Consider the following 24289-nt stretch of genomic DNA (forward strand, 5'->3'; position numbering starts at 1 on the left):
ATAAAAAATGAAAAAGATTGCACTCTCTTTGGTGGCATTAGGGTTATTCACCGCTCTGCCTGGCTTCGCGGCCACGCCCGCACCGCTTCCGGCGGCCATTGCCAACCATGACGGCCCGATCCGCATCGCGGTGATCCGTAACCTCGGCTCAGACGACAACACCACGCAGTTTATTGCCGGGGCCATTCAGGAAGGGAAGAAGCTCGGCTTTAAGGTCAGCACCTTTTTAAGCAACGGGGACGACGCCAAATTCCAGGACTTCGTGAACCAGGCCATCAGCCAGAAGTACGACGGGATTATCCTGTCTCAGGGCCGCGATCCGTACTCCACCGCGCTGGTGAAGAAGGCGGTGGACGCCGGGATTAAGGTCGCGGTATTTGATACCGCCGTCAACGGCGAGATCCCGGGCGTGACCGTTACCCAGCAGGATGATGCCTCCCTGACGAACCTCTCCTTCGGCCAGCTGGCGAAAGATTTCAACGGCAAGGCCAATATCGTCAAGCTGTGGGTGGCGGGCTTCCCGCCGATGGAACGTCGTCAGGCGGCCTATAAAGAGCTGCAAAAACAGTATCCGGACATTAAAGAGCTGGAGTCTATCGGCGCGGTCTCTTCCGACGTGCAGGGCGACACCGCCAACAAGGTGGGCGCAATCCTCGCTAAATACCCGAAAGGCAAAATCGATGCCATCTGGGGAACCTGGGACGCCTTCAGCCAGGGCGCGTATAAGGCGCTGAAAGAGAACGGCCGCACCGAGATTAAGCTCTACAGCATCGACATCTCTAACCAGGATCTGCAGCTGATGCGCGAGCCGGGCAGCCCGTGGAAGGTGAGCGTGGCGGTGGATCCGAAGCTGATTGGCGCGACCAACGTGCGTCTGGTGGCGAACAAGATTGCCGGGGAAGCGACGCCAGCGACCTACGATTTTAAGGCAGCCGCCATTCCGCAGGCGCTGCTGACCGCCCAGCCGGGCGCGGTGAACGTGGCGTCGCTGGGCAAAATCATTCCGGGCTGGGGCCAGACGGAAGATTTTATCGCGCCGTGGTTTGCGACGCTGGAAGCGAAAAATAAATGAGCGAGCTCCCTACGCCCGAATACAGCCGCAATATGCGGCTGATTGGCCATAGCGATCAGGGTGGTCGCCCGGACGGCGTGCAGCTGATGGTGCATCGCGGTTTCGCCTATATAGGCCATATGGTGTCGCAGGGCTTTTCGATTGTCGACGTGCGCGATCCGAAAAACCCGAAAGCGGCGGGATACGTGCCCGCACCGCCGGGCACCTGGAACGTGCACCTCCAGGCGCATGACGATCTCCTGCTGGTCATCAACGCGCGGGATCTTTTTGCCGATGCGCGTTTTGCCGACGAGAAGGTCTACTACACCCGGCAGGTGGGCGAGACCGTGAGCGACGTGCAGGACAAAGGCTGGAGCGCGGGGCTTCGCGTTTTTGATATCTCCACGCCGGACAACCCGCGCGAAATCGGTTTTCTGTCGCTGAGCGGTATCGGCATCCACCGCATCTGGTACGTCGGCGGACGCTGGGCGTACGTGTCGGCGCTGATCGACGGCTTTACCGACTACATCTTTTTGACGATCGACCTGGCCGACCCGCGTAAGCCTGAGGTGGCAGGGCGCTGGTGGCTGCCGGGGATGAACCAGGCTGAAGGTGAACAGCCGAACTGGCCGGAAGGGAAACGCTACGCGCTCCACCATGCGATTATTGCAGGCGATACCGCGTACGGCAGCTGGCGCGACGGCGGCCTGACGCTGCTGGACGTGAAGGATCGTACCCAGCCTAAGCTCATTAGCCACCGTAACTGGAGCCCGCCGTTTGGCGGCGGCACGCACACCGCGCTGCCGCTGCCCGACCGCGATCTGCTGGTGGTGCTGGACGAAGCGGTGCTCGATAACCAGGAAGACGGCGAGAAGCTGATCTGGCTGTTTGATATCCGCGAGCCGTCGAATCCGGTCAGTATTTCTACCTTCCCCCAGCCGGATGAAACCGACTACGTGGCGAAAGGGGCGCATTTCGGGCCGCATAACCTGCACGAGAACCGGCCGGGGAGCTTTGTCAGCTCAACGCTAATTTTTGCCACCTATCAGAATGCGGGCGTGCGCGCGTATGACATTTCCAATCCGTATCGACCGGTTGAAACGGGGGCGCTGGTGCCTGCGGCACCGGAGAAAATGATGGATACTCGACCGAATCGCCCGCAGGTGATCCAGTCGTGTGACGTGTTTGTGGATGCGCAGGGAATTATCTACAGCACGGACTATAACGGCGGGCTGTCGGTGATTGAGTATTTGGGGTAAGCGCAGTTTGATGCCCTCACCCCGGCCCTCTCCCGCAGGGAGAGGGTGAAAATCAACTGTACTGCCGCACCCGCGCCACCAGATCTTCCGCACTGTCGATGCGGTCGGCAATCACAATCAGCGCTTTACCGAGCGTTATCGCGTGGCGCAGGCATTCGTGGCGCATCGCCTCGTCCTGAATGGTGTCGATATCCGCGACGTGGGAAAGCCCGACGCTGCGGCGAATGAGTTCGGTGCCGCAGAAGCCGATGGCGTCATGCCAGACCTTTTTCAGGAACGCGGAGGCGTAACCCGACGCGCCGAGCGCGGCGTCGCGGGCTTTCTCGTTTGCCAGCGCCTGGAAGCGTTCCGCGAAGGTGTTCCACAGCTCCTGAATATCGGTCAGGCGCTGCTCGCGCGCGGCGGCGGCATCGCGAATGCCCAGGTGCCCCGGCAGGCCGCAGAAGTTCAGCAGCAGGTTGCCGATGGCGGTACCGACGTCAAAGCCAATCGGGCCAAAGTAGCCAAACTCGGCGTCGATGGCCTTCAGGCTGCCGTGCGCCACAAAAATCGACCCGCTGTGAATATCGCCGTGCAGGAGCGCTTCGGCGTGCGAGAAGAAGCGGTGCTTCAGGGAGGCCACGGCAATTTTCAGCTGGGCGTCGTCGCGCAGCGCCGCGACGTCATTTTCCAGCTCGGCCGGGTAGCTGTTGCGCTCGTGGATCTGGTACGGATCGTTGAAGAACAGATCTTCGGTGATCTCGCACATCTCCGGGTTGATGAATTTCGCCACCTGCGCTTTCTTCTCGTGCGGGTGCAGGTAGAAATCGCTGGTGTAGAACAGCGCGTGCGCGAGGTATTCACCCAGCTGACGCGCCGCCAGCGGGTAATAATTATTTTTGATCAGCTCGCCGCGCCAGATGCGATGGCTGGAGAGATCTTCCATCACCATCACCGCCAGTTCCGGGTCAAAGTGGTGGATTTTCACGGTGTGCTGCGGGCTGTGCCGGTAGTGCTCGACCAGGGTTTGCGCCTCCAGACGGGCGCGGTCCAGCGTCAGCGGCCAGGACTCGCCGACGCAGCGCACGTAGGGCAGCGCCTGCTTTACGATGATGCGGCTCACGCCCGCGCTGTCGAAAATTTTAAAGACCAGATTGAGGTTGCCGTCGCCAATCTCCTGCGCCTCTACCAGCGATGAAGGATCGTCAAGTCCGCCAAACTGCCTGGCATACTCCACGGCGTCCTGAGCGGTAAAGGTACGGTATTGCGACATGGCCTGCTCCTCACGAGTTTTTAAATTAAGACATGTAGACGTCTATACATCTGGATTTCATCCTGACACAATGTGCTACAACAACGCAACAGGGAATTAACGACATGCAGACATTACAGACGACCAGCCTGCGGGTGGCGAATAATCAGCTCTTTATTCTCGACCAGCAGGCCCTCCCGCAGGAAATACGCTGGCTGGATGCCTCGACCGTAGAGGCGCTGGTTGGGCATATCCACGCCCTGCGCGTGCGCGGCGCGCCGCTGATTGGTCTCTCTGCAAGCCTGCTGCTGGCGCTGCTGGCGGAAAACGGCAAAAACCGTGACGAGCTGGCGATTGCGCTGGAAACCCTGCGCGCGTCCCGCCCGACGGCGGTGAACCTGATGAACAATCTCGACCGCATGAAGATTGCGCTGTGGCAGGAAGAGTATGTTCCGGCGCTGGTGTCGGAGGCGCTGCGCCTGATTGATGAAGATAAACGACTCTGTGATGCCATTGCGAAAGCGGGCAGCGCGCTGGTGAAGCCCGGCAGCCGCCTGCTGACCCACTGCAACACCGGCGGACTGGCAACGGCGGGGGTCGGTACGGCGCTTGGGGTCATTGCTCGCGCGCACCGGGAAGGCAACGTCAGCAACGTCTGGGTCGATGAAACCCGCCCGCTGCTGCAGGGCGGTAGATTGACCGCGTGGGAGCTTGGCGAGCTGGGCGTGCCGTATCAGCTGATTACCGATTCCATGGCCGCCAGCCTGATGGCGAAAGGGCAGGTAGACGCCGTGTGGGTGGGCGCAGACCGCATTGCGGCTAACGGCGACGTGGCGAACAAAATCGGCACCTACTCTCTGGCGGTGCTGGCAAAATTCCACGGCATTCCGTTCTATGTGGCCGCGCCGCAAACGACCCTCGATCTGGACTGCCCGAACGGTGACGCGATCCCGATTGAGCAGCGCGCCGCCAGCGAGGTGACGGGCGTCGCCGGAAGCTTTGGCGCGGTGCAGTGGGCGCCGGAAAACGCGCAGGTCTACAACCCGGCGTTTGACGTTACGCCAGCCTCGCTGATTAGCGGCTGGGTGCTGGATACGGGCGTGGTCACGCCGGAAGAGGTTGCGGAAGGGAAATTTGCCTGAGTCCGGCTATCCTTTAAGGGGCTCCCTTAAGAGGACAACATCGTGACGCTCGATCCTGAAACTGACTTAAAACTGGAGCGCGTGGTGGATGCACCGCGCGACCTGCTTTGGCTCTGCTGGACTACGCCGGAACACATCAAAAACTTCTTCATTCCTGCTCCCCATAAGGTGACCGAATGCGATCTCGACCTGCGCGTGGGCGGGCGGTTCAACACCGTGTTTGAGGTGGACGGTCAGCGGATGGATAACCGGGGCGTCTTCCTTGAAATCGATCCCGGTAAAAAGCTGGTCTTTACCGACGGCTATACCGAAGGCTGGAAACCGGCCGAGAAGCCGTTTATGACGGCGATTTTATTGCTGGAAGATGTCGGGGAGGGGAAAACCCGCTATACGGCGATTGCGCGTCATCCGACGAAGGAGATCCGCGAGCAGCATGAACAGATGGGCTTCCACGAAGGATGGGGGATTGTGCTGGATCAGCTGGTGGGATATGTGAAGGGATTGAAGGTGTAACGCGCGCGGATGCCCTCACCCCTACCCTCTCCCACAGGGAGAGGGAGAAAAGATCATGCCAGGCGTGGATACGCATCCGCGATGGCATCACCGGTAAACTGTGCCACCCAGCCTTCCGGGTTATCGAAAATACGAATGGCGGTAAAGTTCGGCTCTGAGCCCATATCAAACCAGTGCGGCGTGCCCGCGGGGACGGAGATCAGGTCGTTTTTCTCGCACAGCACCTGATACACCTCATCGCCAATGTGCAGGCAGAACAGCCCCGCGCCTTCCACGAAAAAGCGTACCTCGTCTTCGCCGTGGGTGTGTTCGTTCAGGAACTTCGCGCGTAGCGCATCTTTCTGCGGATTGTCGGCGCGCAGGCTGATCACGTCCCAGCTCTGGTAACCCTTCTCTGCCACCAGTTTGTCGATCGCATGTTGATACGCCTCGATCACGGCTTCAGGCGCGGGATCGTGTCCTAAATCGCGATCCGCAGCCCAGCGTTCAAACCGCACGCCTTTGGCGTTGAGCTGTTGGGCAATCTCGGCGGCGTCGGTACTGTGCCACTGGTGTTGACTGGCGTCTTTGTCGGAATAAATGGTCAATGCGCTCATGAAGGGATCTGCTCCGGGTTAATCTCGTCAAACTGGTGGACCTGATGGTGGTGGCTTGCGCCGTCATCATCACCGCGAATCAGCTGCAGGGTACGAAAACCTGCCTGTTCAGCCGCGTCCAGCTCCTGATGAATATCGGACAGGAACAGGATCTGCGACGGGGCAATGCCCGTTTGCGCCGCGATGTTCTGATAAGACTGCACCTCGCGCTTGGCGCCGATGTGGGTATCGAAATAGCCGCTGAACAGATGAGTAATATCACCTTCGTCGCTGTAGCCAAATAACAGTTTCTGCGCGGCGACGGAGCCAGAGGAATAAACATAGAGATCAATCCCTTGCGCTTTCCACTTTTCCAGCGCAGGCAGCACGTCGGGGTAGAGGTGTCCGGTAAAGTCGCCGTTAACGTAGCCGTCGTGCCAGATGATCCCCTGCAGGGCTTTGAGCGCGGTCGATTTGCGGTCTTCGTCCATAAAGGCAAACAGAGCGTCGATAAGTTCGCCGACGCTGGCGTGCGGGTTATCGATTTCATCACGCAGGTTGTCCAGAATGGATTTGACCGGCTCGGCGTACTGCTGCGCGGTCACGAAGGCCGCCAGCCGCTCACGCGCGTAGGGGAACAAAACGTTATGGACAAAACGAATATCGCTGGTGGTCCCTTCAATATCCGTCACAATCGCGCGAATCATATTCTCTCCAGTTGTCGTAAACGCATTTCGCATTCAAATAAGAATTCTAGCCCTTCCAGATGACGGCGGGCCTCGGCCACATCGCGGCCCCAGCAGGTTAAGCCATGACCGCGCAGAAGAAAACCATAATTAAGCGGGCGTTCCTCTGCGTAATGGGCGATTCGGGAGGCGAGGGCGTCCATATCCTGGTCGTTATCAAAGATCGGGATAGCCACCGTGTCCATATGCGTGGTCTGCCCGGTGAGGGATTTTTGCATCTCAAAGCCGCTGATGTTGAGCTCGGCTTCTTTAACCAGACGGGACAGCACCGTGGCGTTAACCGTGTGAACGTGAAGGACGGCGTTGGCTTCAGGAAACAGACGATAGATAAGGGTGTGCAGCCCGGTCTCCGCCGACGGTTTACGACCGGACGGGGCGCGATTGGTGGCAATCTCGACCTGCAGGAAGTCATCGGTGGTGAGGCTGCCTTTGTCCTTTCCGGATTCGCTGAGCCAGCACAGATGTTCGTCCTGACGCACCGACATATTGCCGCCTGTGGCGGGGGCCCAGCCTTTGGCACCAATCCAGCGGCAGGCGTCGACCAGATGCGTGAGTTGCAGGTTATCTCTCATTTCCTTTTACCCTCTCGGCCAGGAATATTCATATGGTTTAGACGTCTAAGCGTCTTGATTGCCAAAGACTAACATCGTGTTATAGTGGCAGCAACATAAGTATTACAGGCAGGCACGACACAATGAGCAATAACGCATTGATTCCGCAGAGTAAACTTCCCAATCTCGGTACCACCATCTTTACGCAGATGAGCGCTCTGGCGCAAAAGCACAACGCCATTAACCTTTCTCAGGGGTTCCCGGATTTCGATGGCCCGACGTATCTGCAGGAGCGCCTGGCGTACCACGTGGCGCAGGGGGCAAATCAGTATGCACCGATGACGGGCGTGCAGGCGCTGCGGGAAGCCATTGCGGATAAAACGGCGGAACTGTATGGCCATAAGCCCGATGCGAACACCGACATCACGGTGACGGCAGGGGCAACCGAAGCACTGTATGCGGCCATCACCGCACTTGTGCGCGCGGGGGATGAAGTCATCTGTTTTGATCCGAGCTACGACAGCTATTCGCCTGCGGTTGAACTCTCCGGCGGCGTGGTGAAACGCGTGGCGCTCCAGCCGCCGCATTTTCGTCCTGACTGGCAGGCGTTTGCTGCGCTGCTGAGCGACAAAACCCGCCTGGTGATCCTGAATACCCCGCACAATCCGTCGGCGACGGTGTGGCAAAAAGCCGATTTCGCCGCGCTGTGGCAGGCAATTGCGGAACGCGAGATTTACGTGCTGAGCGATGAGGTCTATGAGCACATCTGCTTTGCTGAAGAGGGACACGCCAGCGTGCTGGCCCTTCCGCAGCTTCGCGAGCGTGCTATCGCCGTCTCTTCGTTTGGTAAGACCTACCATATGACCGGCTGGAAGGTAGGGTACTGCGTGGCCCCGGCGGCCATCAGCGCTGAGCTGCGCAAGGTGCACCAGTACCTGACCTTTGCCGTGAACACGCCGGCCCAGCTGGCGCTGGCGGATATGCTGCTCGCTGAGCCCGCGCATTACCGCGAGCTGCCGCACTTCTATCGTGAACGTCGGGATCTGTTTGTGACGGCATTAAGCAAAAGCCGTCTGGAAATTTTGCCCTCAGAAGGCACCTATTTCCTGCTCGCCGACTACAGCGCGATATCGGAGCTGGACGACGTGAGTTTCTGCCAGTGGCTGACGAAAGAGGTCGGCGTGGCCGCCATTCCGCTGTCGGTGTTCTGCGCCGATCCTTTCCCGCATAAGCTGATCCGTCTTTGCTTTGCGAAGCAGGAATCGACGCTGCTGGCGGCGGCAGAGCGTCTTAACACGCTCTGATTATTTCACCGTCCAGGCTTCTGAGTAACGGCGGTCTGCAAACAGCTCCAGCAGACCGTTGATTTGCTTGAGGCGCAAGACTTCATCGCCGTCCATTCCCAGCTCCTTGCTTATTCTCTCGTCATTCCAGCCAAGCTGCACCAGCTCGCGAACGATCTCCGACATGGCGTTAATCTGGTGTCGACCCCGCGCCCGGTTGTGACGAATAGTGGCAGCCATACGGTCATGTTTATCCTGTCGGTCCTGGCGCAGGAAGGTGACGGGGAGATACCCCTTGAGCTGATGCTTCAACGCCGCCCGATTTTTACCGATTTCATGGCGATGAAAACCATCCACAATTTCGTAGTGTTGCGGTTCACTTTCTGTCACAACGATAGGTTGGGTGAATCCATCGAGTTCCAGCGACTTACTGAGCAGCCGTTTTTCTGGTGGAGCAACGTTATTGGGGTTGTAATCGTTAGCGGTAATAGCGTCCTGTCTTATCCAGAGGACGCAGTCTATCGGTTGCTCGCGAAACGGACTGTGTTTATGGATCGCCTCACGAAAAGCATTTATTGCGTTAATGCGGTCCTCTTCTGAAAGTGACTGAAGGTACGTTTCCATCTCGGTGATTAGTCTTTGTCGCATAATATGCCCCACTCCTTGCGTTTCGCCTTCACTCTGTCGCTGTAGCGCTGATAATGTTTGGGTTTGTTTGGGCTGAACGATAGCGCCCTGCACCAGTAGTCGTTATTAAGGAGAACCTTACAAATACGGCGCCATGAGGGAATGTCTTTGGCTCCGATATCATCGTCCTGAGTATCGGGAATATCCTCCAGGCCTCTCTTCTGATACCAGTGCAGATAAATGGCGATTTTATTGCGGTAATGCTCAGCCGTATTTTGCGGCATGCTGTCGAGGAGCAGCATGGCATATTCCCGCCAGCAGAGGTGTTCGGGTTTCAGAATTTTTCGATGACCATAAAAATGGTTATCGTGTCCGGCGTACATCCCTCCGCTGCGCGCGCCGCTCACGCGCTCGCACATTGCCGCCCAGCGATCGGGCTCAACAACGTGGTAGAGCCATAATCCCTGGCGCTGCTCCGGGCCAAAAGGTTCACAAATACGCATGTAGCGTAGCGGCACGCCGGCCTGAAACATCAGGTCATAGAGCGGGTTATAGCAACATCCCGATTTGGCGAACCAGGTCCATATATCGGCGGTTTTCCAGTCGTAGAGGGGATAGATATACCAGGCATGTCCTCCCGGTGCGACGGTAGTCCAGGGTTTATCGTCGGCAAACCGCTGCTTACGCGCCGATGCAATAGCCAGGAAACGGTTGTAAGACTCATCGGCGCGGATGCCAATCAGTACCGCCGCCGGGCGATTGAGAGAGAACCAGTCGCAGAAACTGCGGACAAAGGTTTCAAACGTCATGCCAGGCTGGTAGAAAGGAAAATAAGCGGGATCGGTTATCGCATCGTCAGGAGGCTGGCGGACCCATTGGGTACCGGGTTCCCAGCATTGCCATTCCGGCTGGAATTGCGAAAGTGAATTTTGCGTTGTCAGGGGAAGCGCGACCCACCAGAAATGATCGATGACATCGCTGTACAATTCACGCATATGTTGCACATGGTTAATGGTATGGGAAAACTGCGCCTCCCAGTCAATAAAGAGCACATCTATTTTGACTTTCATCTGTCGCGCCTGTTGGGCAACCAGATGCAGCATGACGGTGGAGTCTTTTCCACCTGAAAAAGAAACACAGGTTCTGGGAAAATTTTCGAGAGTCCATTTTATTCGCTCCCGAGCAGCAGTAAGAACATCCTGGTTTAAAGGGTATTTATAAATTGACATGCTTATTCTCATCCTGAGGAATAAATACCAGACTGTAGCTTCAATACTAAAGAGAGGATTATATTAATCAATAATTAATTGAATATATGACGGTTATGTCGCGTAGTTCTATAACGGTGGTGTATGTTTTAACAGTATGTTTCCCATTTGGTGCGAAAACCCCATCAATATCTCACGGTAATGATATTTCTTCAATAAAACTGGCGAATGCCGAGCTATTGAGCGCCGAACGATTATACATCATGTAAATATCAATGCTGGGGAAATGAATGTCTGTTTCCACTTTGCGCAGGTTGAGGGCGGGCCCATATTGTTCGAAGGCCGACGTGGGTACTAAACCTATGAGATCGGATGAACCGATCATCGACAGAAGGGATATAAAAGAGTCGCTACGATAGACGATATTTCTTTCGAATAACAGGTTATCGGCCTTGTCCTGATAGCCTTTGAAGCTGTTCTCACCGTTCAGGCAGGCGGTGAAGTTTTCATTCAGAATTTCTTCACGCGTAGGATTTTCACCGAGACGGGGATGACCCTCCCGACAAACGAGAACGAAAGGAAGTTTATGGTAGAGGCTACAGGCGACAGAATGACTGTTAGAAGAGGAATACGAGAATATCAAGTCCGCTCTTCTGTAGGCCAGGAGATCTTCCGCTGAATCAGGAGAAAGAAAAATATCATGTAATTCAATTGAATAGTTATGGTTGTTCATGAGCAGTTTTATAGGGTCAAGGGTTGCTTTCGTACTCATAAAATGCGGGCAATAAATGACAAAATTCTTCTTCAACCCGCTGCTGTGCATGATATTGATAGTCTGCTCTAGCTGGTTCAGGTTCTGTTCCAGATGATGATGCAAATTGACGCCGACGGTCGTGGGCGTGATCCCTTTTCCGGAACGGATAAACAGAGGATCGTTAAGTTGTCCTCTCAGGCGTTGCAGTGACTGGCTCACGGCAGAGGGCGTGATATACAGCGTCTCGGCGGCTTTACTGATACTAAGGTGTTGGTAAATACACTCAAAAATGACTAACAGATTAAGATCGAATTTTTTAAGGTCATAGAGGTTTGCCATGTTTCGTCCTGAGATGCTGCGTTTGCTGTGGTTATCATATAACTGATAACAATAGTTTGAAGCTAACCATTAACAATCCGTTCGGTTAACTTTCTTAGTTTTAAATTAAAATCATCTTAATATATCACGGTGCCAGATTATTGATATAGCGCTTCGAAGACGATTAGGATAATTTTATCCTCGAGGAGGGAGTGAGCGTATTAAATGACAATTGTCACTTATATATTGTGATTGTTTTATAATAAAAATAAATTTATAACGCTCCGGAATGATGTTCGACATAGCCTATCACAGCCATAGGCAGGAATGCCTCTCTTATGGATTGCTCAATCCCAGCGCGGGTGGTGTAATCAAACGGCTGTTACCGCCTTGATATAAAGGGTTGTAGAGCGCAACGCAACGCCAGTTTCGGCTGGCACTGAATGTACCTGCGGGGAATTCAGGTATCAGGGCCGCCCGTTGAGGCGGCCTTTTTACTTTCAGGCTTTCCTGTAAAAGGTTCACCTTGTTGTCTTGTCGACGTTGTAAGGTTTGGCTGATTGATTTGATAAAGCATACGCATTAGCCCCGATGAATAAAGTTGGTTACCTTACATCTCAACGAAAACACGGAGGAAGTACAGATGTCTTTGATTAATACCAAAATTAAACCTTTCAAAAACCAGGCGTTCAAAAACGGTGAGTTCATCGAAGTTACCGAGAAAGATACCGAAGGCCGCTGGAGCGTCTTCTTCTTCTATCCGGCTGACTTTACCTTCGTTTGCCCGACTGAACTGGGCGACGTGGCAGACCATTACGAAGAACTGCAGAAGCTGGGCGTAGACGTTTACTCTGTCTCTACCGATACCCACTTCACCCACAAAGCATGGCACAGCAGCTCTGAAACCATCGCCAAAATCAAATACGCGATGATCGGCGACCCGACTGGCGCCCTGACCCGTAACTTCGACAACATGCGTGAAGATGAAGGCCTGGCTGACCGCGCCACCTTCGTTGTTGATCCGCAGGGCATTATCCAGGCTATCGAAGTTACCGCTGAAGGTATCGGCCGTGATGCTTCTGACCTGCTGCGTAAAGTGAAAGCCGCTCAGTACGTGGCTTCTCACCCAGGCGAAGTGTGCCCGGCAAAATGGAAAGAAGGCGAAGCAACGCTGGCTCCATCCTTAGATCTGGTTGGTAAAATCTAAGTTTTGCCCATTCAGTAATCAATGGGCGCACCGCGCCCATTTCATTCCAGCACCATGATGCAAGTTGCATTCAGGCCGCCCGTATAAGGCAGCTTGCATGATGACGTCTTAAGAGAGGGAAGAACAATGCTCGACACAAACATGAAAACCCAGCTCAAGGCCTACCTTGAGAAACTGACCAAACCCGTTGAGCTGATTGCTACGCTTGACGACAGCGCCAAATCGGCAGAGATCAAGGAACTGCTGGCGGAGATCGCCGAGCTGTCGCCGAAAGTGACCTTCAAAGAAGACAACGCGCTGCCGGTCCGTAAGCCCTCTTTCCTGATTACCAACCCAGGGTCCGATCGGGGACCACGCTTTGCCGGTTCTCCGCTGGGTCACGAGTTTACCTCACTGGTGCTGGCGCTGTTGTGGACCGGTGGTCATCCGTCAAAAGAAACGCAGGCGCTTCTGGAGCAAATCCGCGATATCGACGGTGATTTCGAGTTTGAAACCTACTACTCACTCTCCTGCCACAACTGCCCGGACGTGGTGCAGGCGCTGAACCTGATGTCGGTCCTGAACCCGCGCATCAAGCACACGGCGATTGATGGCGGTACCTTCCAGAATGAAATCACCGATCGCAACGTGATGGGCGTTCCGGCGGTCTACATGAACGGCAAAGAGTTCGGCCAGGGCCGCATGACGCTGACTGAAATCGTTGCCAAAGTGGATACCGGTGCTGAAAAACGTGCGGCGGAAGAGCTGAACAAACGCGATGCCTACGACGTGCTGATCGTCGGTTCCGGCCCTGCCGGCGCGGCAGCAGCGGTGTATTCCGCGCGTAAAGGTATTCGTACCGGCCTGATGGGCGAACGCTTTGGCGGCCAGGTGCTCGATACCGTGGACATCGAAAACTACATCTCCGTGCCGAAGACCGAAGGCCAGAAGCTGGCGGGGGCGCTGAAGGCGCACGTCAGCGACTATGACGTGGACGTGATCGACAGCCAGAGCGCCAGCAAGCTGGTTCCGGCAGCGGTCGAGGGTGGTTTACACCAGATTGAAACCGCTTCCGGCGCGGTGCTGAAAGCCCGCAGCATTATCATTGCCACCGGTGCGAAATGGCGCAACATGAACGTCCCGGGTGAAGATCAGTATCGCACCAAAGGCGTGACCTACTGTCCGCACTGCGACGGTCCACTCTTCAAAGGTAAACGCGTGGCGGTGATCGGCGGCGGTAACTCCGGCGTGGAAGCGGCCATTGACCTGGCGGGGATTGTTGAACACGTAACCCTTCTGGAGTTCGCTCCGGAGATGAAAGCCGACCAGGTTCTTCAGGATAAAGTTCGCAGCCTGAAAAACGTCGACATCGTACTGAACGCGCAGACGACGGAAGTGAAGGGCGACGGCAGCAAAGTGACCGGTCTGGAATATCGCGACCGCGTGAGCGGCGACGTGCACAGCGTTCAGCTGTCAGGGATCTTTGTGCAGATTGGTCTGCTGCCAAACACCACCTGGCTGGAAGGCGCGATTGAGCGTAACCGCATGGGCGAAATCATCATTGATGCGAAGTGTGAAACCAGCGTGAAAGGCGTGTTTGCGGCGGGCGACTGCACCACCGTGCCGTACAAACAGATCATTATCGCCACGGGCGAAGGGGCGAAGGCGTCTCTGAGTTCATTTGACTATCTTATTCGCACCAAAACCGCATAAGAAAAGAAAGTAAGGCTACACCTGCAATAGCGAGAGGCCACCGAAAGGTGGCCTCTTTTTTTATCTGACGACCATCACCGGTATATGGGTGTGGCGGATGACGCTGGAGGCGTTAGAGCCCAGCAGATGCGTGGTAATGGAAGGGTTGCGCGAACCGATGACCACCACGTCTGCCTTCAGTTCGTTCGCCAGTTCGTTTACCGCATCGCGAACGCTGCCGAATCTGACGTGCGTTTTGATTCGTGAAGGGTCGATGCTGAAGTGGCTGACCATGGTTTGCAGGCGCGTTTCCGCCTCGTGCTGCAGATGCTCTTCGAAGCGACGCACGTCGGCAGCAAAGCGGTGCAGGCTCAGGCTGGCGGAGCCTGGCAGTACGTGTAAAAGATGGATAACACCGTCCTGCTGCGCCAGGAACTCCGCATGGCGAACGGCCTTGTCGCTCAGCTCCATCTCAAAAACATCAACCGGCATAATAATTCTCTGATACATACCCGTTTCTCCTTGTTTATAAACGCTGAACTCATTTAACCATAAAATATTAATGGTTTCTGTAAGCGCTCCGTCAGTTTTCTTATCTCACCAGGATAAATCTCAAAAGCCCCGTATTCCAGGGCAGACCTTCAGGGGTAGCTACCCTTATACACTTACCTGAAGCCTTTCGGAGGTCGCATGAAAGCACTTACGTATCACGGTCCGCACCATGTTCGCGTCGAGAATGTCCCCGATCCCATCATCGAACAGCCTGACGATATCATTCTGCGCGTTACGGCCACGGCTATATGCGGCTCCGATTTGCATCTTTATCGCGGAAAGATCCCGAAGGTGCAGCACGGCGACATTTTTGGCCATGAGTTTATGGGGGAAATCGTCGAGTGCGGCGCAGAGGTGAAGAATTTGCAAAAAGGCGATCGCGTGGTGATCCCCTTTGTCATCGCCTGCGGAGACTGTTTCTTCTGTCGTCTGCAGCAATACGCGGCCTGTGAGAATACCAATGCCGGGCAGGGTGCCGCGCTGAACAAAAAGCAAATACCCGCACCGGCCGCGCTGTTTGGCTATAGCCATCTCTACGGCGGCGTGCCGGGGGGACAGGCGGAATATGTCCGCGTGCCAAAAGGCAACGTCGGGCCGTTTAAGGTCCCGCAGCTTCTTTCCGATGATAAAGCATTATTCCTTTCCGATATTTTGCCCACGGCCTGGCAGGCGGCAAAAAATGCGCAGATTGAAAAAGGCTCAAGCGTAGCGGTTTTCGGTGCCGGGCCGGTGGGGCTACTGACCATTGCCTGCGCGCGGCTGTTAGGGGCTGAGCAGATCTTTGTTATCGATCATCATCCGTACCGGTTGCGATTTGCAGAGGCGCGTTACGGCGCAATCCCTATCAACTTTGATGATGATAACGACGCGGCGGAAAAAATCATCGAACAGACCGCGGGCCATCGCGGCGTTGACGCCGTGATTGATGCAGTCGGGTTTGAAGCGAAAGGTAGCACCACTGAAACGATCCTCAGCAATCTTAAAATTGAAGGTAGTAGCGGCAAAGCGTTGCGTCAGTGCATTGCTGCCGTACGGCGCGGTGGGGTGGTCAGCGTACCCGGCGTGTACGCTGGGTTTATTCATGGCTTCCTGTTTGGCGATGCCTTCGATAAGGGGCTGACGTTTAAGATGGGCCAGACGCACGTCCATGCCTGGCTGGGTGAACTGTTACCGCTGATCGAAAAAGGGCTGCTTACCCCGGAAGAGATCGTGACCCATTATCTTCCCCTTGCGGATGCGGAACGCGCCTATAAGGTATTCGAAAAACGGGAGGAAGAGTGCCGGAAGGTGATTCTGGTCCCTGGTGCGGAAACGCCAGAGGCCGCAGAGCAGAAAGTTAAGGGCCTGGTAAATGCTTTCCCGGGTGGGGTTGCATGAGTTCTCGCTTAACTGTGGCGTTCAAGATAAAGCACGGCCGCGACGATAATCGCCACAATAATGAGAAAAATAAGTGTGATAGCCAGTATCTCACTCATGACCGTCCCCGCGGCACCAAAACAGATTAAGCCTGGGTTAAGGGTCTTTTGCGCGATATAAGAAAATGGGGTGAATTTACGGAAAGAGGATGCGGCTGCATCCTCTGTGCAAAGCGGGTGGGCGCTTGTTCAGAAGTGTTTAACGCAGGTAATCGCCCGCAGCTTCTGGCTGGTAGAGCAACGCCAGTACTTCCAGATGGGCAGAGGCGCCGCCCGGCAATTCCCAGTGGATCGTATCCCCCGTACGCAGCCCCAGCAGTGCGGCGCCCACAGGGGCCAGAACAGAAAGCTGTGTGCTGCTGTCGGTCATCTGAGCTGGGTAAACCAGCGTGCGGGTCAGCTCTTCCGCGGTGGTCAGGTTGCGGAATTTCACCTGGCTGTTCATAGTGACCACGTCATGCGGCATCGTCTCAGGCGTGCACATCTGTGCCCGATCGAGCTCCTCATTAAGGGCGTCGGCCACGGGGAGCGAGGCGAACTCCGCTTTTTCCAGCAGTCTGTCGATACGTTCTGCGTCGAGCTCATTGATGATAATGGTAGGTCTGGACATTTTTTACTCCATGTCGTTAATGCTGCGTCTAACGCAGAAACTGATCCAAAAGAAAACCCTCGCCGTCTGGCAGCGAGGGTTTAACTCTCCCGATGATACTGGCTGAGCGCGCAAGTTTGAAGTGATGAAGGTCACATTCATGGCCCATATGAATTTTCGCTGAAATTTATTCAGTCTTCATTCCCGGCGGAATACGTTACGCTGAGTGTCCTGAATCCGGGCGTTGCCCACCAACGAGAGAGCACTATGTACTTCTATCAACCGTCCCAGGGGCACGGCCTGCCGCATGACCCGCTAAACGCCATTATTGGTCCACGTCCGATTGGCTGGATCTCCTCCTGCGATAAGGCCGGTCAGCTCAATCTGGCGCCGTATAGCTTCTTTAACTGCTTTAACTATCGTCCGCCGATCATCGGCTTTTCCAGCAACGGCTGGAAGGACAGCGTGCGTAATATTACCGAAACAAAGGAATTTGTCTGGAACCTGGCAACGCGCGATCTCGCGCACGCGATGAATCAAACCTCTGCAATGCTTCCGCACGATCGGGATGAATTTAGCTTTGCCGGGCTCACGCCAGCGGCAAGTCAACTGGTTAACGCGCCCCGCGTCGCAGAAAGCCCGGTGAACTTTGAGTGCCGCCTGTCGCAGTGCATTCAGCTTACCGGTGCCGACGGCACACCGGTCGATACCTGGCTGGTGTTGGGGGAGGTGGTCGGTATCCATATTGCCGAAACGCTGCTGGAAGAGGGGATATACCAGACGGCAAAAGCGCAGCCCATCCTGCGTGCAGGTGGGCCGACGGCGTATTATGGCATCAGTGACGAAAACCGGTTTGATATGGTGCGCCCGACTGTGGGTCAGTAACCTGCTTTATCAATCACGAATTGATTTCCGCAGTTACCTGGATGTGGCTGCGGCGCAAATGACGCTGCAGAAAGCGGGTTGTTGATAGTGTCAGCCTTCAGCGAAATCTGCATCTCGGTCAGATACGCCGGGTTGCCGTTGCATGTCAGCTTGATCGCTTTGATGTTCTCCCTGCCCCAGCTTTTGGCAACGGCACTGTCAAAGTCGCTGCGATTGACGGGTTTTCCGTAGTTATCGGCAAGGAATTTACCGACCGCACTGTTTTTAACTTCCTGGTTCATTCGCACCATCGTGCCGAAATAGGCATCCGGATCGAAACCAAAGCAGACGCCATGTTTGGCGTATTCGTAGCGTTCCAGGCAGGAATTACCGCCTGCACCCGGCATCACGTCGTTGAGCTTTGCGGCAGCGGAAAGCGACAGCCCGGTTTCGGCGGCATCGCATTTGCGGCTGGCCTTCACTTCCGGCATGTTTGGAATGGGGCGCGTGGCGCAGCCAAAACGCATCCATCGACGCTCATCCACCCCGCGTGCGGCGATGGATTTTGGCAGGCCGGGCCATAGTCCGTGAACGGTCAGAAAATCGGCTTTATTATCACGCTCTTTTTGCAGGCGACATTCGTCAGGTTCATTGCGGTTGCGTTCGACCATGCTCTGGCAAAACCCGGTTTGCCAGGACAGAGCCAACACATAGCGATCGAAATCGCCGTACTGTGTTGCCTTCAGCGGTTCCGCCTGTGCGGAGAAGATACAGAGAGCAAGCGCCATTGCGCCAGACGGGACGACGATATCCTTCCTGAACATATGATTTCCTGATCGAATGAGCACGATTAATTTCTGGAAGTTATTAAAGCACAAAAAGCGCCCGCAGGCGCTTTTGGGATATCAGTAATTTAGCTTAGGCCGCGCCGGGAACCAGCACTTCCGTGGCGATAATCACGATAATCAGACCAACCAGAACGGGTACTGAGGTGCGCTTGACGACTTCAAATGGCGAGATTTTCGCCATTCCGGCAACGGCAACGACCACGCCCGACACCGGCGAAATGGTTCGGCCCAGGTTTGACGCCTGCAGCATAGGAATGGAGAGATAGGCCGGGTTAATGCCGGACGAGTGAGCCAGCTTCGGGATCATCTCAACGAAAGCGTAGAAAGGGGCATTGCCGGAACCGGTGGTCATCGCCGCCAGCATGGTCAGCACCACCAGAACCAGCATCAGGATAATACTGGCCGAGCCGAACGAGGTGGCGATAGAGATCAGGCTCTGGATAAAGCCGATCGTGCTCAGACCCTGGGCAAAAACGCCCGCTGCAACCAGCAGCATCACCACGCCAGCGAAGGCATCCGCCATACCGCGATACGCTACTTCCAGACCCGAGAAGACCTTTTGCGTGTTAAAACCGCGCACAAACTCCAGCGCGGCGGCAAGCAGCATACAGATAACCAGAATGGTGATGATGTGCAGCTGTGGACCCCATTTGCCGTCAAAAATCAGCACTCCGACGATCGGAGTGAACGGCAGAATGGCATAGAGCGCGGGAGCGGTGGTGGTGATTTCACTCACATCCATCATTTCATGGCTGATGTTTTCTTTCTTGTCGAGATAGCGTTGCCAGAAGAAATGCGCGATCCCCATGCCCACTATGGCAACGATTGAGATCGGTAACGTGGTTTTAAAGGCGAAGTCGATGAGTGACATCTCCGCCGCCTTTGCCGCCAGCACAACGTCGCCGGATGTTGGGGAGAGAATAATGGCCGCAGGAGAGGCACAAATTGCCGCTGCTGCACCACGGCTGATGCCCACGTTCACCATAACCGGGAACAGCGTGGCCATCAGCAGTACGCCAAGTCCGGTAGCCGACGAAACGGCCAGCGACATCAGGCAGGCGAGGAAATAGGCCGCGACCATCAGCAGATATGGCGAATTGATGTATTGCAGAGGTTTGGAGGCAAGCTTAACGACCATATCGTTAGCGCCGATGTGGGTCATATAGGCCGCAAAACCACACAGCATCATGATCATCATGCCCAGATCGCCGCCGCGGCTCATGAGCAATATTTTAATGTATTCAACAATATCTGTAGCGCTGTAACCGGTGCTGGTCGCGCTGGCAGGTAACACCTGATGCCCCATTATTGCGCTGATAATCAGCAGTGTTAAACCGCCAACAAATAATACGCCCGTGGCCGAGTAGCCTTTAATGATGTAGCGTGCGACGCCGACAATGACGACGACTCCAATAAGGAGTTCGAATAGCGTAAGCATGATTTCCCCTGTATCTCTGCTGCAATGGAGCACAAAAAATCAATAAAAAAAGAAGGATGAAAATGTGCCGAATAATTGGCCTGTTCTTGCTGATTAAAATCAATAAACAGACGACTAGAGAACAGAACAACCGTGTTTTTGCCATGGTTCATACATTTATGTCATGAGGCCCTTGACCGCCAGAAATAGCGCAACATGTCCCAATAATGATAACAAATTGTTAATGCTTTGTGTGGTTTTGCATGTCACTGATTATGAAGGTTAAAGTATAAGCCCACACTCCGAATGTGTTTATTTGGGCGTGCTGCATGCTCTCTTTAAGAATATTCCCGGAAAGAGGCCGAATAATTAGGAATAACGCCGATGTCGTTAAGACTTGATTCAACTACTTTATGGTAAACTTTGCTTCGAATACTAAGAATGGTAATTGCATTGTGATCGTACGTAATACATTTTTCTCTATTTTGTTGTTTATTTTTGGGCAGTTAACGTTTTCTTCTGTTGCACAGGCAGAAGGCAAAGAGGCGGATAAAGGCTGGTTCTCAACCTTTACGGATAATGTTTCCCAGACATGGACTGCACCTGAACATTATGATCTCTATGTTCCGGCAATAACGTGGCATGCGCGGTTTGCTTATGACAAAGAGAAAACCGATAAATACAACGAGCGTCCATGGGGTGCGGGTTTTGGTCAGTCGCGCTGGGATGAGAAGGGAAACTGGCATGGCATCTATCTGATGGCCTTCAAAGACTCGTTTAATAAATGGGAGCCTATTGGGGGTTATGGTTGGGAGAAAACCTGGCGCCCGCTAGCGGACGAAAACTTCCACGTCGGTTTGGGCTATACCGCCGGGGTCACTGCACGTGACAACTGGAACTACATCCCGATCCCAGTGCTGCTGCCGTTGGCCTCTATTGGCTATGGCCCCGCAACGTTCCAGATGACCTACATTCCGGGTACGTACAACAACGGTAACGTTTACTTCGCATGGATGCGTTTTCAGTTTTAACTGACAAAACGTTACATGCTGGTGAAAAAACGCGCAGACGTTGATTCATAAGCGATAAAAATCTGTCAGTGAAAATTAACGCGACTTTAGTCACTTTTTATCAAAGATCCGCTGGACAAAAGGTCCCACAATTGATGTACTGATAACCGACACAGCATTTGTGTCGTTTTTTAATGTAAAGGTAATTTTGATGTCTAAGATTAAAGGTAACGTTAAGTGGTTTAATGAGTCCAAAGGATTCGGTTTCATTACTCCTGAAGATGGCAGCAAAGACGTGTTCGTACACTTCTCTGCAATCCAGTCTAATGGTTTCAAAACTCTGGCTGAAGGTCAGCGTGTAGAGTTCGAAATCACTAACGGTGCCAAAGGCCCTTCTGCTGCTAACGTAATCGCTCTGTAATTCAGACGCGTCAGCAAGAATTTCAAAACCCGCTCAACGAGCGGGTTTTTTTCGTGTTGAATCAGCCAAGCAGATACATTTTCAGGAAGCTGGCAACGATCAGCACGCTCAATAACACCATTCCTGCGCTCATCAGACTCTGTTTCATTCTGTCACCCTCGTTCAGTACTGCATTCAGAGTGACAGAGAAAAATTAAGCCAACATTAACGGTTCGGCTGTTAATGCGCGCTTGCGGAAGAAAATAGCCAAAATGCGATCCCCGTCATCGCAAAAGAGCCGAGCATATTGATCGCCATATTCATCAGCGCCCAGCCGATACGGCCTTCCTGAAAGAGAAAAACTGTCTCCGCAGAAAAGGTTGAGAAGGTGGTCAAACCGCCGCAAAATCCGGTGGTAATCAATACCTTCCACATTGGGTCGATATGCGTCATTCGGTTAAACCAGGCCAGCCCCATGCCAATGATAAAAGCACCAATCAGGTTAGCGGCAAGCGTCCCCATGGGAATCGCCTGATGCAGGGGATTAAACCGCATACTCAGAAACCACCGCGCAACGCTACCCGTTCCCCCACCAATAAAAACGGCTAAAAGTAGTTGTAACACGCTAAATACCTGCTATTTGATGTGTAAGAGAAGCGAGTTTAACGCCGTTTATGATAAGGGGACAAATATGTATGTTGCGGTAGGGCAGTTTGTGGTCACGCCTGAGTGGCATAAAAATGCGCTCACGTGCGTCAACCTGATGAAGCAGGCCGGGCAGAAAGGGGCGTCGCTGCTGGTTCTCCCCGAGGCGCTGCTGGCCAGGGATGATAATGACCCGGATTTATCCGTGAAGTCCGCGCAGCCGCTGGACGGCGAATTTTTACAACATTTGCTCGCCCAGAGCGCGGGCAATACGATGACGACAATCTTAACGATCCATGTTCCCTCCACGCAGGGCCGTGCAGTGAATACGCTGGTGGCGATTCGTGACGGGGCCATAGTCGCACATTACGCCAAGCTTCATCTCTATGACGCGTTCAGCATCCAGGAGTCGAGGCTCGTTGACCCCGGAGACAATATCCCACCGCTGCTGGAGATTGACGGATTCAGGATCGGGCTGATGACCTGCTATGACCTGCGTTTTCCCGAGCTGGCGCTGCATCTGGCGCTGCAGGGTGCGGACGTACTGGTGCTGCCTGCCGCGTGGGTCAAAGGGCCGTTAAAAGAGCACCACTGGGCAACGCTGCTTGCGGCACGCGCGCTGGATACCACCTGCTATGTCGTTGCCGCAGGAGAATGTGGCACGAAAAACATCGGGCAAAGCAGGGTGGTTGATCCGCTGGGGGTGACGATAGCCGCCGCCGCTGAAGCCCCGGACTTGCTGGTTGCGGAGATAAAACCAGAGAGAATTGCGCTTGCGCGTCAGCAATTACCCGTTCTTCTTAATCGTCGGTTTGCGCCACCGCAATTATTGTGATGTTTTTTTCAACAATGCTTGATTCACCTTGTTACAGATTGCTATTGTGTGCACGCGCTAAATGACCGTTAATACAATCAGGTTTTGGCGCTGAATGCAGCCTGTTATAAGTAAAGAAGGTATCTATGGGTGAGATTAGTATTACCAAACTGCTGGTGGTTGCCGCACTGGTCGTCCTGCTGTTTGGTACCAAGAAGTTACGCACGCTGGGTGGTGACCTGGGGGCTGCCATCAAAGGCTTTAAGAAAGCGATGAACGATGATGATGCAGCGGCGAAGAAAAGCACCGAGGATGCCGTCCCGGCAGATAAGCTTTCTCACAAAGAGTGACAGCATCGCCCAAGGGCTTGCGAAAAAAAACCGGCTCATGTGGCCGGTTTTTTCGTATTACTGTAAATGAATATTACAGCATTATTTCACTTCTTCGCCTTTAGCCTGCATATCGGCATGGTATGAAGAGCGAACAAATGGGCCGCATGCTGCGTGGGTGAAGCCCATCGCCATCGCTTCGGCTTTCATTTCATCGAACTCGTCCGGGCTCACGTAGCGCTGTACCGGCAGGTGGTGACGGCTTGGCTGGAGATACTGTCCCAGGGTCAACATGGTCACACCGTGGCGGCGAAGATCGCGCATCACCTCGATGATTTCGTCGTTAGTTTCACCCAGACCCACCATCAGACCAGACTTAGTCGGAATATGTGGATGCGCTTCTTTGAAACGCTCCAGCAGTTTCAGAGACCAGTTATAGTCAGCACCCGGGCGTACCTGACGGTAGATACGCGGCACGTTCTCCAGATTGTGGTTAAACACATCTGGCGGCGTAGCGGTGAGGATATCCAGCGCGCGGTCCATACGGCCACGGAAGTCAGGCACCAGCGTCTCGATTTTGATGTTTGGACTTTTCTCGCGAATGGCCGTAATACAGTCGGCGAAGTGCTGCGCTCCGCCGTCACGCAGATCGTCACGGTCAACGGAGGTGATAACTACGTAACGCAGCGCCATGTCGGCGATAGTCTGCGCCAGCTTCTGGGGTTCGTTAGCATCAGGTGCGACTGGACGGCCATGAGCAACATCGCAGAACGGGCAGCGACGGGTACAGATAGCACCCAGAATCATAAACGTCGCGGTACCGTGATTGAAACATTCAGCAAGGTTAGGACAAGAGGCTTCTTCACAAACGGAGTGAAGGCCATTCTTGCGCATCGCCGCTTTGATCCCCTGGATACGCGAAGAGTCGGCCGGAAGTTTGATTTTCATCCATTCCGGTTTTCTTAACAGCGCCTCGCGCTCTGTAGCCACGTTTTTAACCGGGATAAGGGCCATTTTATCGGCATCGCGGTATTTAACACCGCGTTCCATCACAATGGGTTTACTCATAGCGTGCGTGTTCCAGTTGCGAATATCGAAGGAAAGCGTTTCAATTCAAGGGAATGTTGTATTTATCAACTATTTTTGAACGAACGACAGGCAGTATATCATTGAAACGGTCATTAAAGCAGCCTGCCAGATCGCCAATTTGTAAAATAGTTGTTGTTTTGTGCCTTTTGCCCTGCCCGTTGCAGGGACTTGTGCTGGGTAA

27 protein-coding genes are annotated in these 24289 nt (G+C 54.3%); 13 read left to right on the forward strand and 14 right to left on the reverse strand.

What is annotated here, in order from left to right; all coding sequences use genetic code 11:
- The first annotated feature begins 7 nt into the window (after nucleotides 1–7).
- Together ACW9E7_RS04420 and ACW9E7_RS04425 are read left to right on the forward strand one after the other, a co-directional pair.
- Entirely contained in the window at nucleotides 8–1072 is a 1065-nt protein-coding gene (locus ACW9E7_RS04420) for a sugar ABC transporter substrate-binding protein (RefSeq protein WP_048026943.1), read from the forward strand.
- Entirely contained in the window at nucleotides 1069–2310 is a 1242-nt protein-coding gene (locus ACW9E7_RS04425) for an LVIVD repeat-containing protein (RefSeq protein ID WP_136195337.1), read from the forward strand. The genes ACW9E7_RS04420 and ACW9E7_RS04425 overlap by 4 nt, the downstream gene beginning before the upstream one ends.
- Before the next feature lie 52 nt (nucleotides 2311–2362).
- Here ACW9E7_RS04425 and mtnK read toward each other — a convergent pair whose 3' ends face one another.
- The gene (gene mtnK / locus ACW9E7_RS04430) at nucleotides 2363–3562 is read right to left on the reverse strand and encodes an S-methyl-5-thioribose kinase (protein WP_458727317.1); all 1200 of its coding nucleotides are present in this window, start codon (nucleotides 3560–3562) and stop codon (nucleotides 2363–2365) included.
- A gap of 104 nt (nucleotides 3563–3666) precedes the next feature.
- Between mtnK and mtnA the strand changes: the two genes are divergently transcribed.
- Together mtnA and ACW9E7_RS04440 are read left to right on the forward strand one after the other, a co-directional pair.
- On the forward strand, nucleotides 3667–4683 hold the full coding sequence (gene mtnA / locus ACW9E7_RS04435; RefSeq protein WP_458727318.1) for an S-methyl-5-thioribose-1-phosphate isomerase: 1017 nt from the start codon (nucleotides 3667–3669) through the stop codon (nucleotides 4681–4683).
- 42 nt (nucleotides 4684–4725) lie between these two features.
- Nucleotides 4726–5196: an SRPBCC family protein gene (locus ACW9E7_RS04440; RefSeq protein ID WP_127730001.1), complete on the forward strand. Its 471-nt coding sequence runs from the start codon at nucleotides 4726–4728 to the stop codon at nucleotides 5194–5196.
- A 53-nt stretch (nucleotides 5197–5249) separates the two neighbouring features.
- Here ACW9E7_RS04440 and ACW9E7_RS04445 read toward each other — a convergent pair whose 3' ends face one another.
- The 3 genes from ACW9E7_RS04445 to ACW9E7_RS04455 are packed head-to-tail and all read right to left on the reverse strand — an operon-like array spanning nucleotide 5250 to nucleotide 7089.
- On the reverse strand, nucleotides 5250–5792 hold the full coding sequence (locus ACW9E7_RS04445) for a 1,2-dihydroxy-3-keto-5-methylthiopentene dioxygenase (RefSeq protein ID WP_023293046.1): 543 nt from the start codon (nucleotides 5790–5792) through the stop codon (nucleotides 5250–5252).
- On the reverse strand, nucleotides 5789–6478 hold the full coding sequence (gene mtnC, locus ACW9E7_RS04450) for an acireductone synthase (RefSeq protein WP_149366036.1): 690 nt from the start codon (nucleotides 6476–6478) through the stop codon (nucleotides 5789–5791). The genes ACW9E7_RS04445 and mtnC overlap by 4 nt, the downstream gene beginning before the upstream one ends.
- On the reverse strand, nucleotides 6475–7089 hold the full coding sequence (locus ACW9E7_RS04455; RefSeq protein ID WP_271367109.1) for a methylthioribulose 1-phosphate dehydratase: 615 nt from the start codon (nucleotides 7087–7089) through the stop codon (nucleotides 6475–6477). The genes mtnC and ACW9E7_RS04455 overlap by 4 nt, the downstream gene beginning before the upstream one ends.
- Before the next feature lie 122 nt (nucleotides 7090–7211).
- Between ACW9E7_RS04455 and ACW9E7_RS04460 the strand changes: the two genes are divergently transcribed.
- Complete coding sequence (locus tag ACW9E7_RS04460; protein ID WP_458727319.1) at nucleotides 7212–8372, forward strand: pyridoxal phosphate-dependent aminotransferase; 1161 nt, start codon at nucleotides 7212–7214, stop codon at nucleotides 8370–8372.
- Here the strand turns inward: ACW9E7_RS04460 and ACW9E7_RS04465 are convergent, their stop codons facing one another.
- The 3 genes from ACW9E7_RS04465 to citR all read right to left on the reverse strand — a co-directional run bounded on the left by ACW9E7_RS04465 (nucleotide 8373) and on the right by citR (nucleotide 11279).
- Nucleotides 8373–8999 carry an IbrB-like domain-containing protein gene (locus ACW9E7_RS04465; protein ID WP_133293982.1) on the reverse strand — a complete coding sequence of 209 codons (627 nt, stop codon included), beginning with the start codon at nucleotides 8997–8999 and terminating at the stop codon, nucleotides 8373–8375. It abuts the gene before it with no gap.
- Nucleotides 8984–10207: a phosphoadenosine phosphosulfate reductase gene (locus tag ACW9E7_RS04470; RefSeq protein ID WP_252092638.1), complete on the reverse strand. Its 1224-nt coding sequence runs from the start codon at nucleotides 10205–10207 to the stop codon at nucleotides 8984–8986. The genes ACW9E7_RS04465 and ACW9E7_RS04470 overlap by 16 nt, the downstream gene beginning before the upstream one ends.
- A 172-nt stretch (nucleotides 10208–10379) precedes the next feature.
- Complete coding sequence (gene citR, locus ACW9E7_RS04475; protein ID WP_127730016.1) at nucleotides 10380–11279, reverse strand: DNA-binding transcriptional repressor CitR; 900 nt, start codon at nucleotides 11277–11279, stop codon at nucleotides 10380–10382.
- Nucleotides 11280–11901: 622 nt separating this feature from the next.
- On the opposite strand from citR, the gene ahpC reads away from it, so the two are divergent.
- Together ahpC and ahpF are read left to right on the forward strand one after the other, a co-directional pair.
- Entirely contained in the window at nucleotides 11902–12465 is a 564-nt protein-coding gene (ahpC, locus tag ACW9E7_RS04480; protein ID WP_014882974.1) for an alkyl hydroperoxide reductase subunit C, read from the forward strand.
- Nucleotides 12466–12591: 126 nt separating this feature from the next.
- Nucleotides 12592–14157 carry an alkyl hydroperoxide reductase subunit F gene (ahpF, locus tag ACW9E7_RS04485; protein WP_458727320.1) on the forward strand — a complete coding sequence of 522 codons (1566 nt, stop codon included), beginning with the start codon at nucleotides 12592–12594 and terminating at the stop codon, nucleotides 14155–14157.
- A gap of 60 nt (nucleotides 14158–14217) precedes the next feature.
- Here the strand turns inward: ahpF and uspG are convergent, their stop codons facing one another.
- Nucleotides 14218–14646: a universal stress protein UspG gene (gene uspG, locus ACW9E7_RS04490; RefSeq protein WP_023310731.1), complete on the reverse strand. Its 429-nt coding sequence runs from the start codon at nucleotides 14644–14646 to the stop codon at nucleotides 14218–14220.
- Nucleotides 14647–14826: 180 nt separating this feature from the next.
- Between uspG and ACW9E7_RS04495 the strand changes: the two genes are divergently transcribed.
- A complete protein-coding gene (locus ACW9E7_RS04495; RefSeq protein ID WP_115874484.1) occupies nucleotides 14827–16065 on the forward strand; it encodes a zinc-dependent alcohol dehydrogenase in 1239 nt (412 codons plus the stop codon).
- A gap of 8 nt (nucleotides 16066–16073) precedes the next feature.
- Here the strand turns inward: ACW9E7_RS04495 and yldA are convergent, their stop codons facing one another.
- Nucleotides 16074–16163, reverse strand: a complete 90-nt coding sequence (gene yldA, locus ACW9E7_RS04500; protein WP_271367125.1) for a small membrane protein YldA — start codon at nucleotides 16161–16163, stop codon at nucleotides 16074–16076.
- 139 nt (nucleotides 16164–16302) lie between these two features.
- On the reverse strand, nucleotides 16303–16713 hold the full coding sequence (rnk, locus tag ACW9E7_RS04505; protein WP_458727321.1) for a nucleoside diphosphate kinase regulator: 411 nt from the start codon (nucleotides 16711–16713) through the stop codon (nucleotides 16303–16305).
- Nucleotides 16714–16959: 246 nt separating this feature from the next.
- Here rnk and ACW9E7_RS04510 point away from each other — a divergent pair, with 246 nt between their 5' ends.
- Nucleotides 16960–17577 (forward strand): flavin reductase family protein, encoded by a 618-nt coding sequence (locus tag ACW9E7_RS04510; RefSeq protein ID WP_111964405.1) that lies wholly within the window; start codon nucleotides 16960–16962, stop codon nucleotides 17575–17577.
- Here ACW9E7_RS04510 and rna read toward each other — a convergent pair.
- Together rna and dcuC are read right to left on the reverse strand one after the other, a co-directional pair.
- Nucleotides 17571–18344, reverse strand: coding sequence for a ribonuclease I (gene rna, locus ACW9E7_RS04515; protein ID WP_411800868.1), 774 nt, complete (start codon nucleotides 18342–18344; stop codon nucleotides 17571–17573). The two genes, ACW9E7_RS04510 and rna, sit on opposite strands and share 7 nt — an antisense overlap.
- 130 nt (nucleotides 18345–18474) lie before the next feature.
- Nucleotides 18475–19842: an anaerobic C4-dicarboxylate transporter DcuC gene (gene dcuC, locus ACW9E7_RS04520; protein ID WP_111964403.1), complete on the reverse strand. Its 1368-nt coding sequence runs from the start codon at nucleotides 19840–19842 to the stop codon at nucleotides 18475–18477.
- Between the two features lie 392 nt (nucleotides 19843–20234).
- On the opposite strand from dcuC, the gene pagP reads away from it, so the two are divergent.
- Nucleotides 20235–20852 carry a lipid IV(A) palmitoyltransferase PagP gene (gene pagP, locus ACW9E7_RS04525; RefSeq protein ID WP_249429395.1) on the forward strand — a complete coding sequence of 206 codons (618 nt, stop codon included), beginning with the start codon at nucleotides 20235–20237 and terminating at the stop codon, nucleotides 20850–20852.
- A 190-nt stretch (nucleotides 20853–21042) separates the two neighbouring features.
- A complete protein-coding gene (cspE, locus tag ACW9E7_RS04530; protein ID WP_002439184.1) occupies nucleotides 21043–21252 on the forward strand; it encodes a transcription antiterminator/RNA stability regulator CspE in 210 nt (69 codons plus the stop codon).
- 219 nt (nucleotides 21253–21471) lie between these two features.
- Here the strand turns inward: cspE and crcB are convergent, their stop codons facing one another.
- On the reverse strand, nucleotides 21472–21855 hold the full coding sequence (crcB, locus tag ACW9E7_RS04535; protein WP_008501029.1) for a fluoride efflux transporter CrcB: 384 nt from the start codon (nucleotides 21853–21855) through the stop codon (nucleotides 21472–21474).
- Nucleotides 21856–21922: 67 nt separating this feature from the next.
- On the opposite strand from crcB, the gene ACW9E7_RS04540 reads away from it, so the two are divergent.
- Both ACW9E7_RS04540 and tatE read left to right on the forward strand, forming a co-directional pair.
- On the forward strand, nucleotides 21923–22711 hold the full coding sequence (locus ACW9E7_RS04540) for a deaminated glutathione amidase (RefSeq protein ID WP_458727322.1): 789 nt from the start codon (nucleotides 21923–21925) through the stop codon (nucleotides 22709–22711).
- Between the two features lie 125 nt (nucleotides 22712–22836).
- Nucleotides 22837–23040, forward strand: coding sequence for a twin-arginine translocase subunit TatE (gene tatE / locus ACW9E7_RS04545; protein WP_458727323.1), 204 nt, complete (start codon nucleotides 22837–22839; stop codon nucleotides 23038–23040).
- A gap of 81 nt (nucleotides 23041–23121) precedes the next feature.
- Here tatE and lipA read toward each other — a convergent pair whose 3' ends face one another.
- Complete coding sequence (lipA, locus tag ACW9E7_RS04550; protein WP_028019480.1) at nucleotides 23122–24087, reverse strand: lipoyl synthase; 966 nt, start codon at nucleotides 24085–24087, stop codon at nucleotides 23122–23124.
- Between the last annotated feature and the right edge of the window lie 202 nt (nucleotides 24088–24289).

This window comes from Enterobacter sp. H2G27, assembly GCF_054403075.1.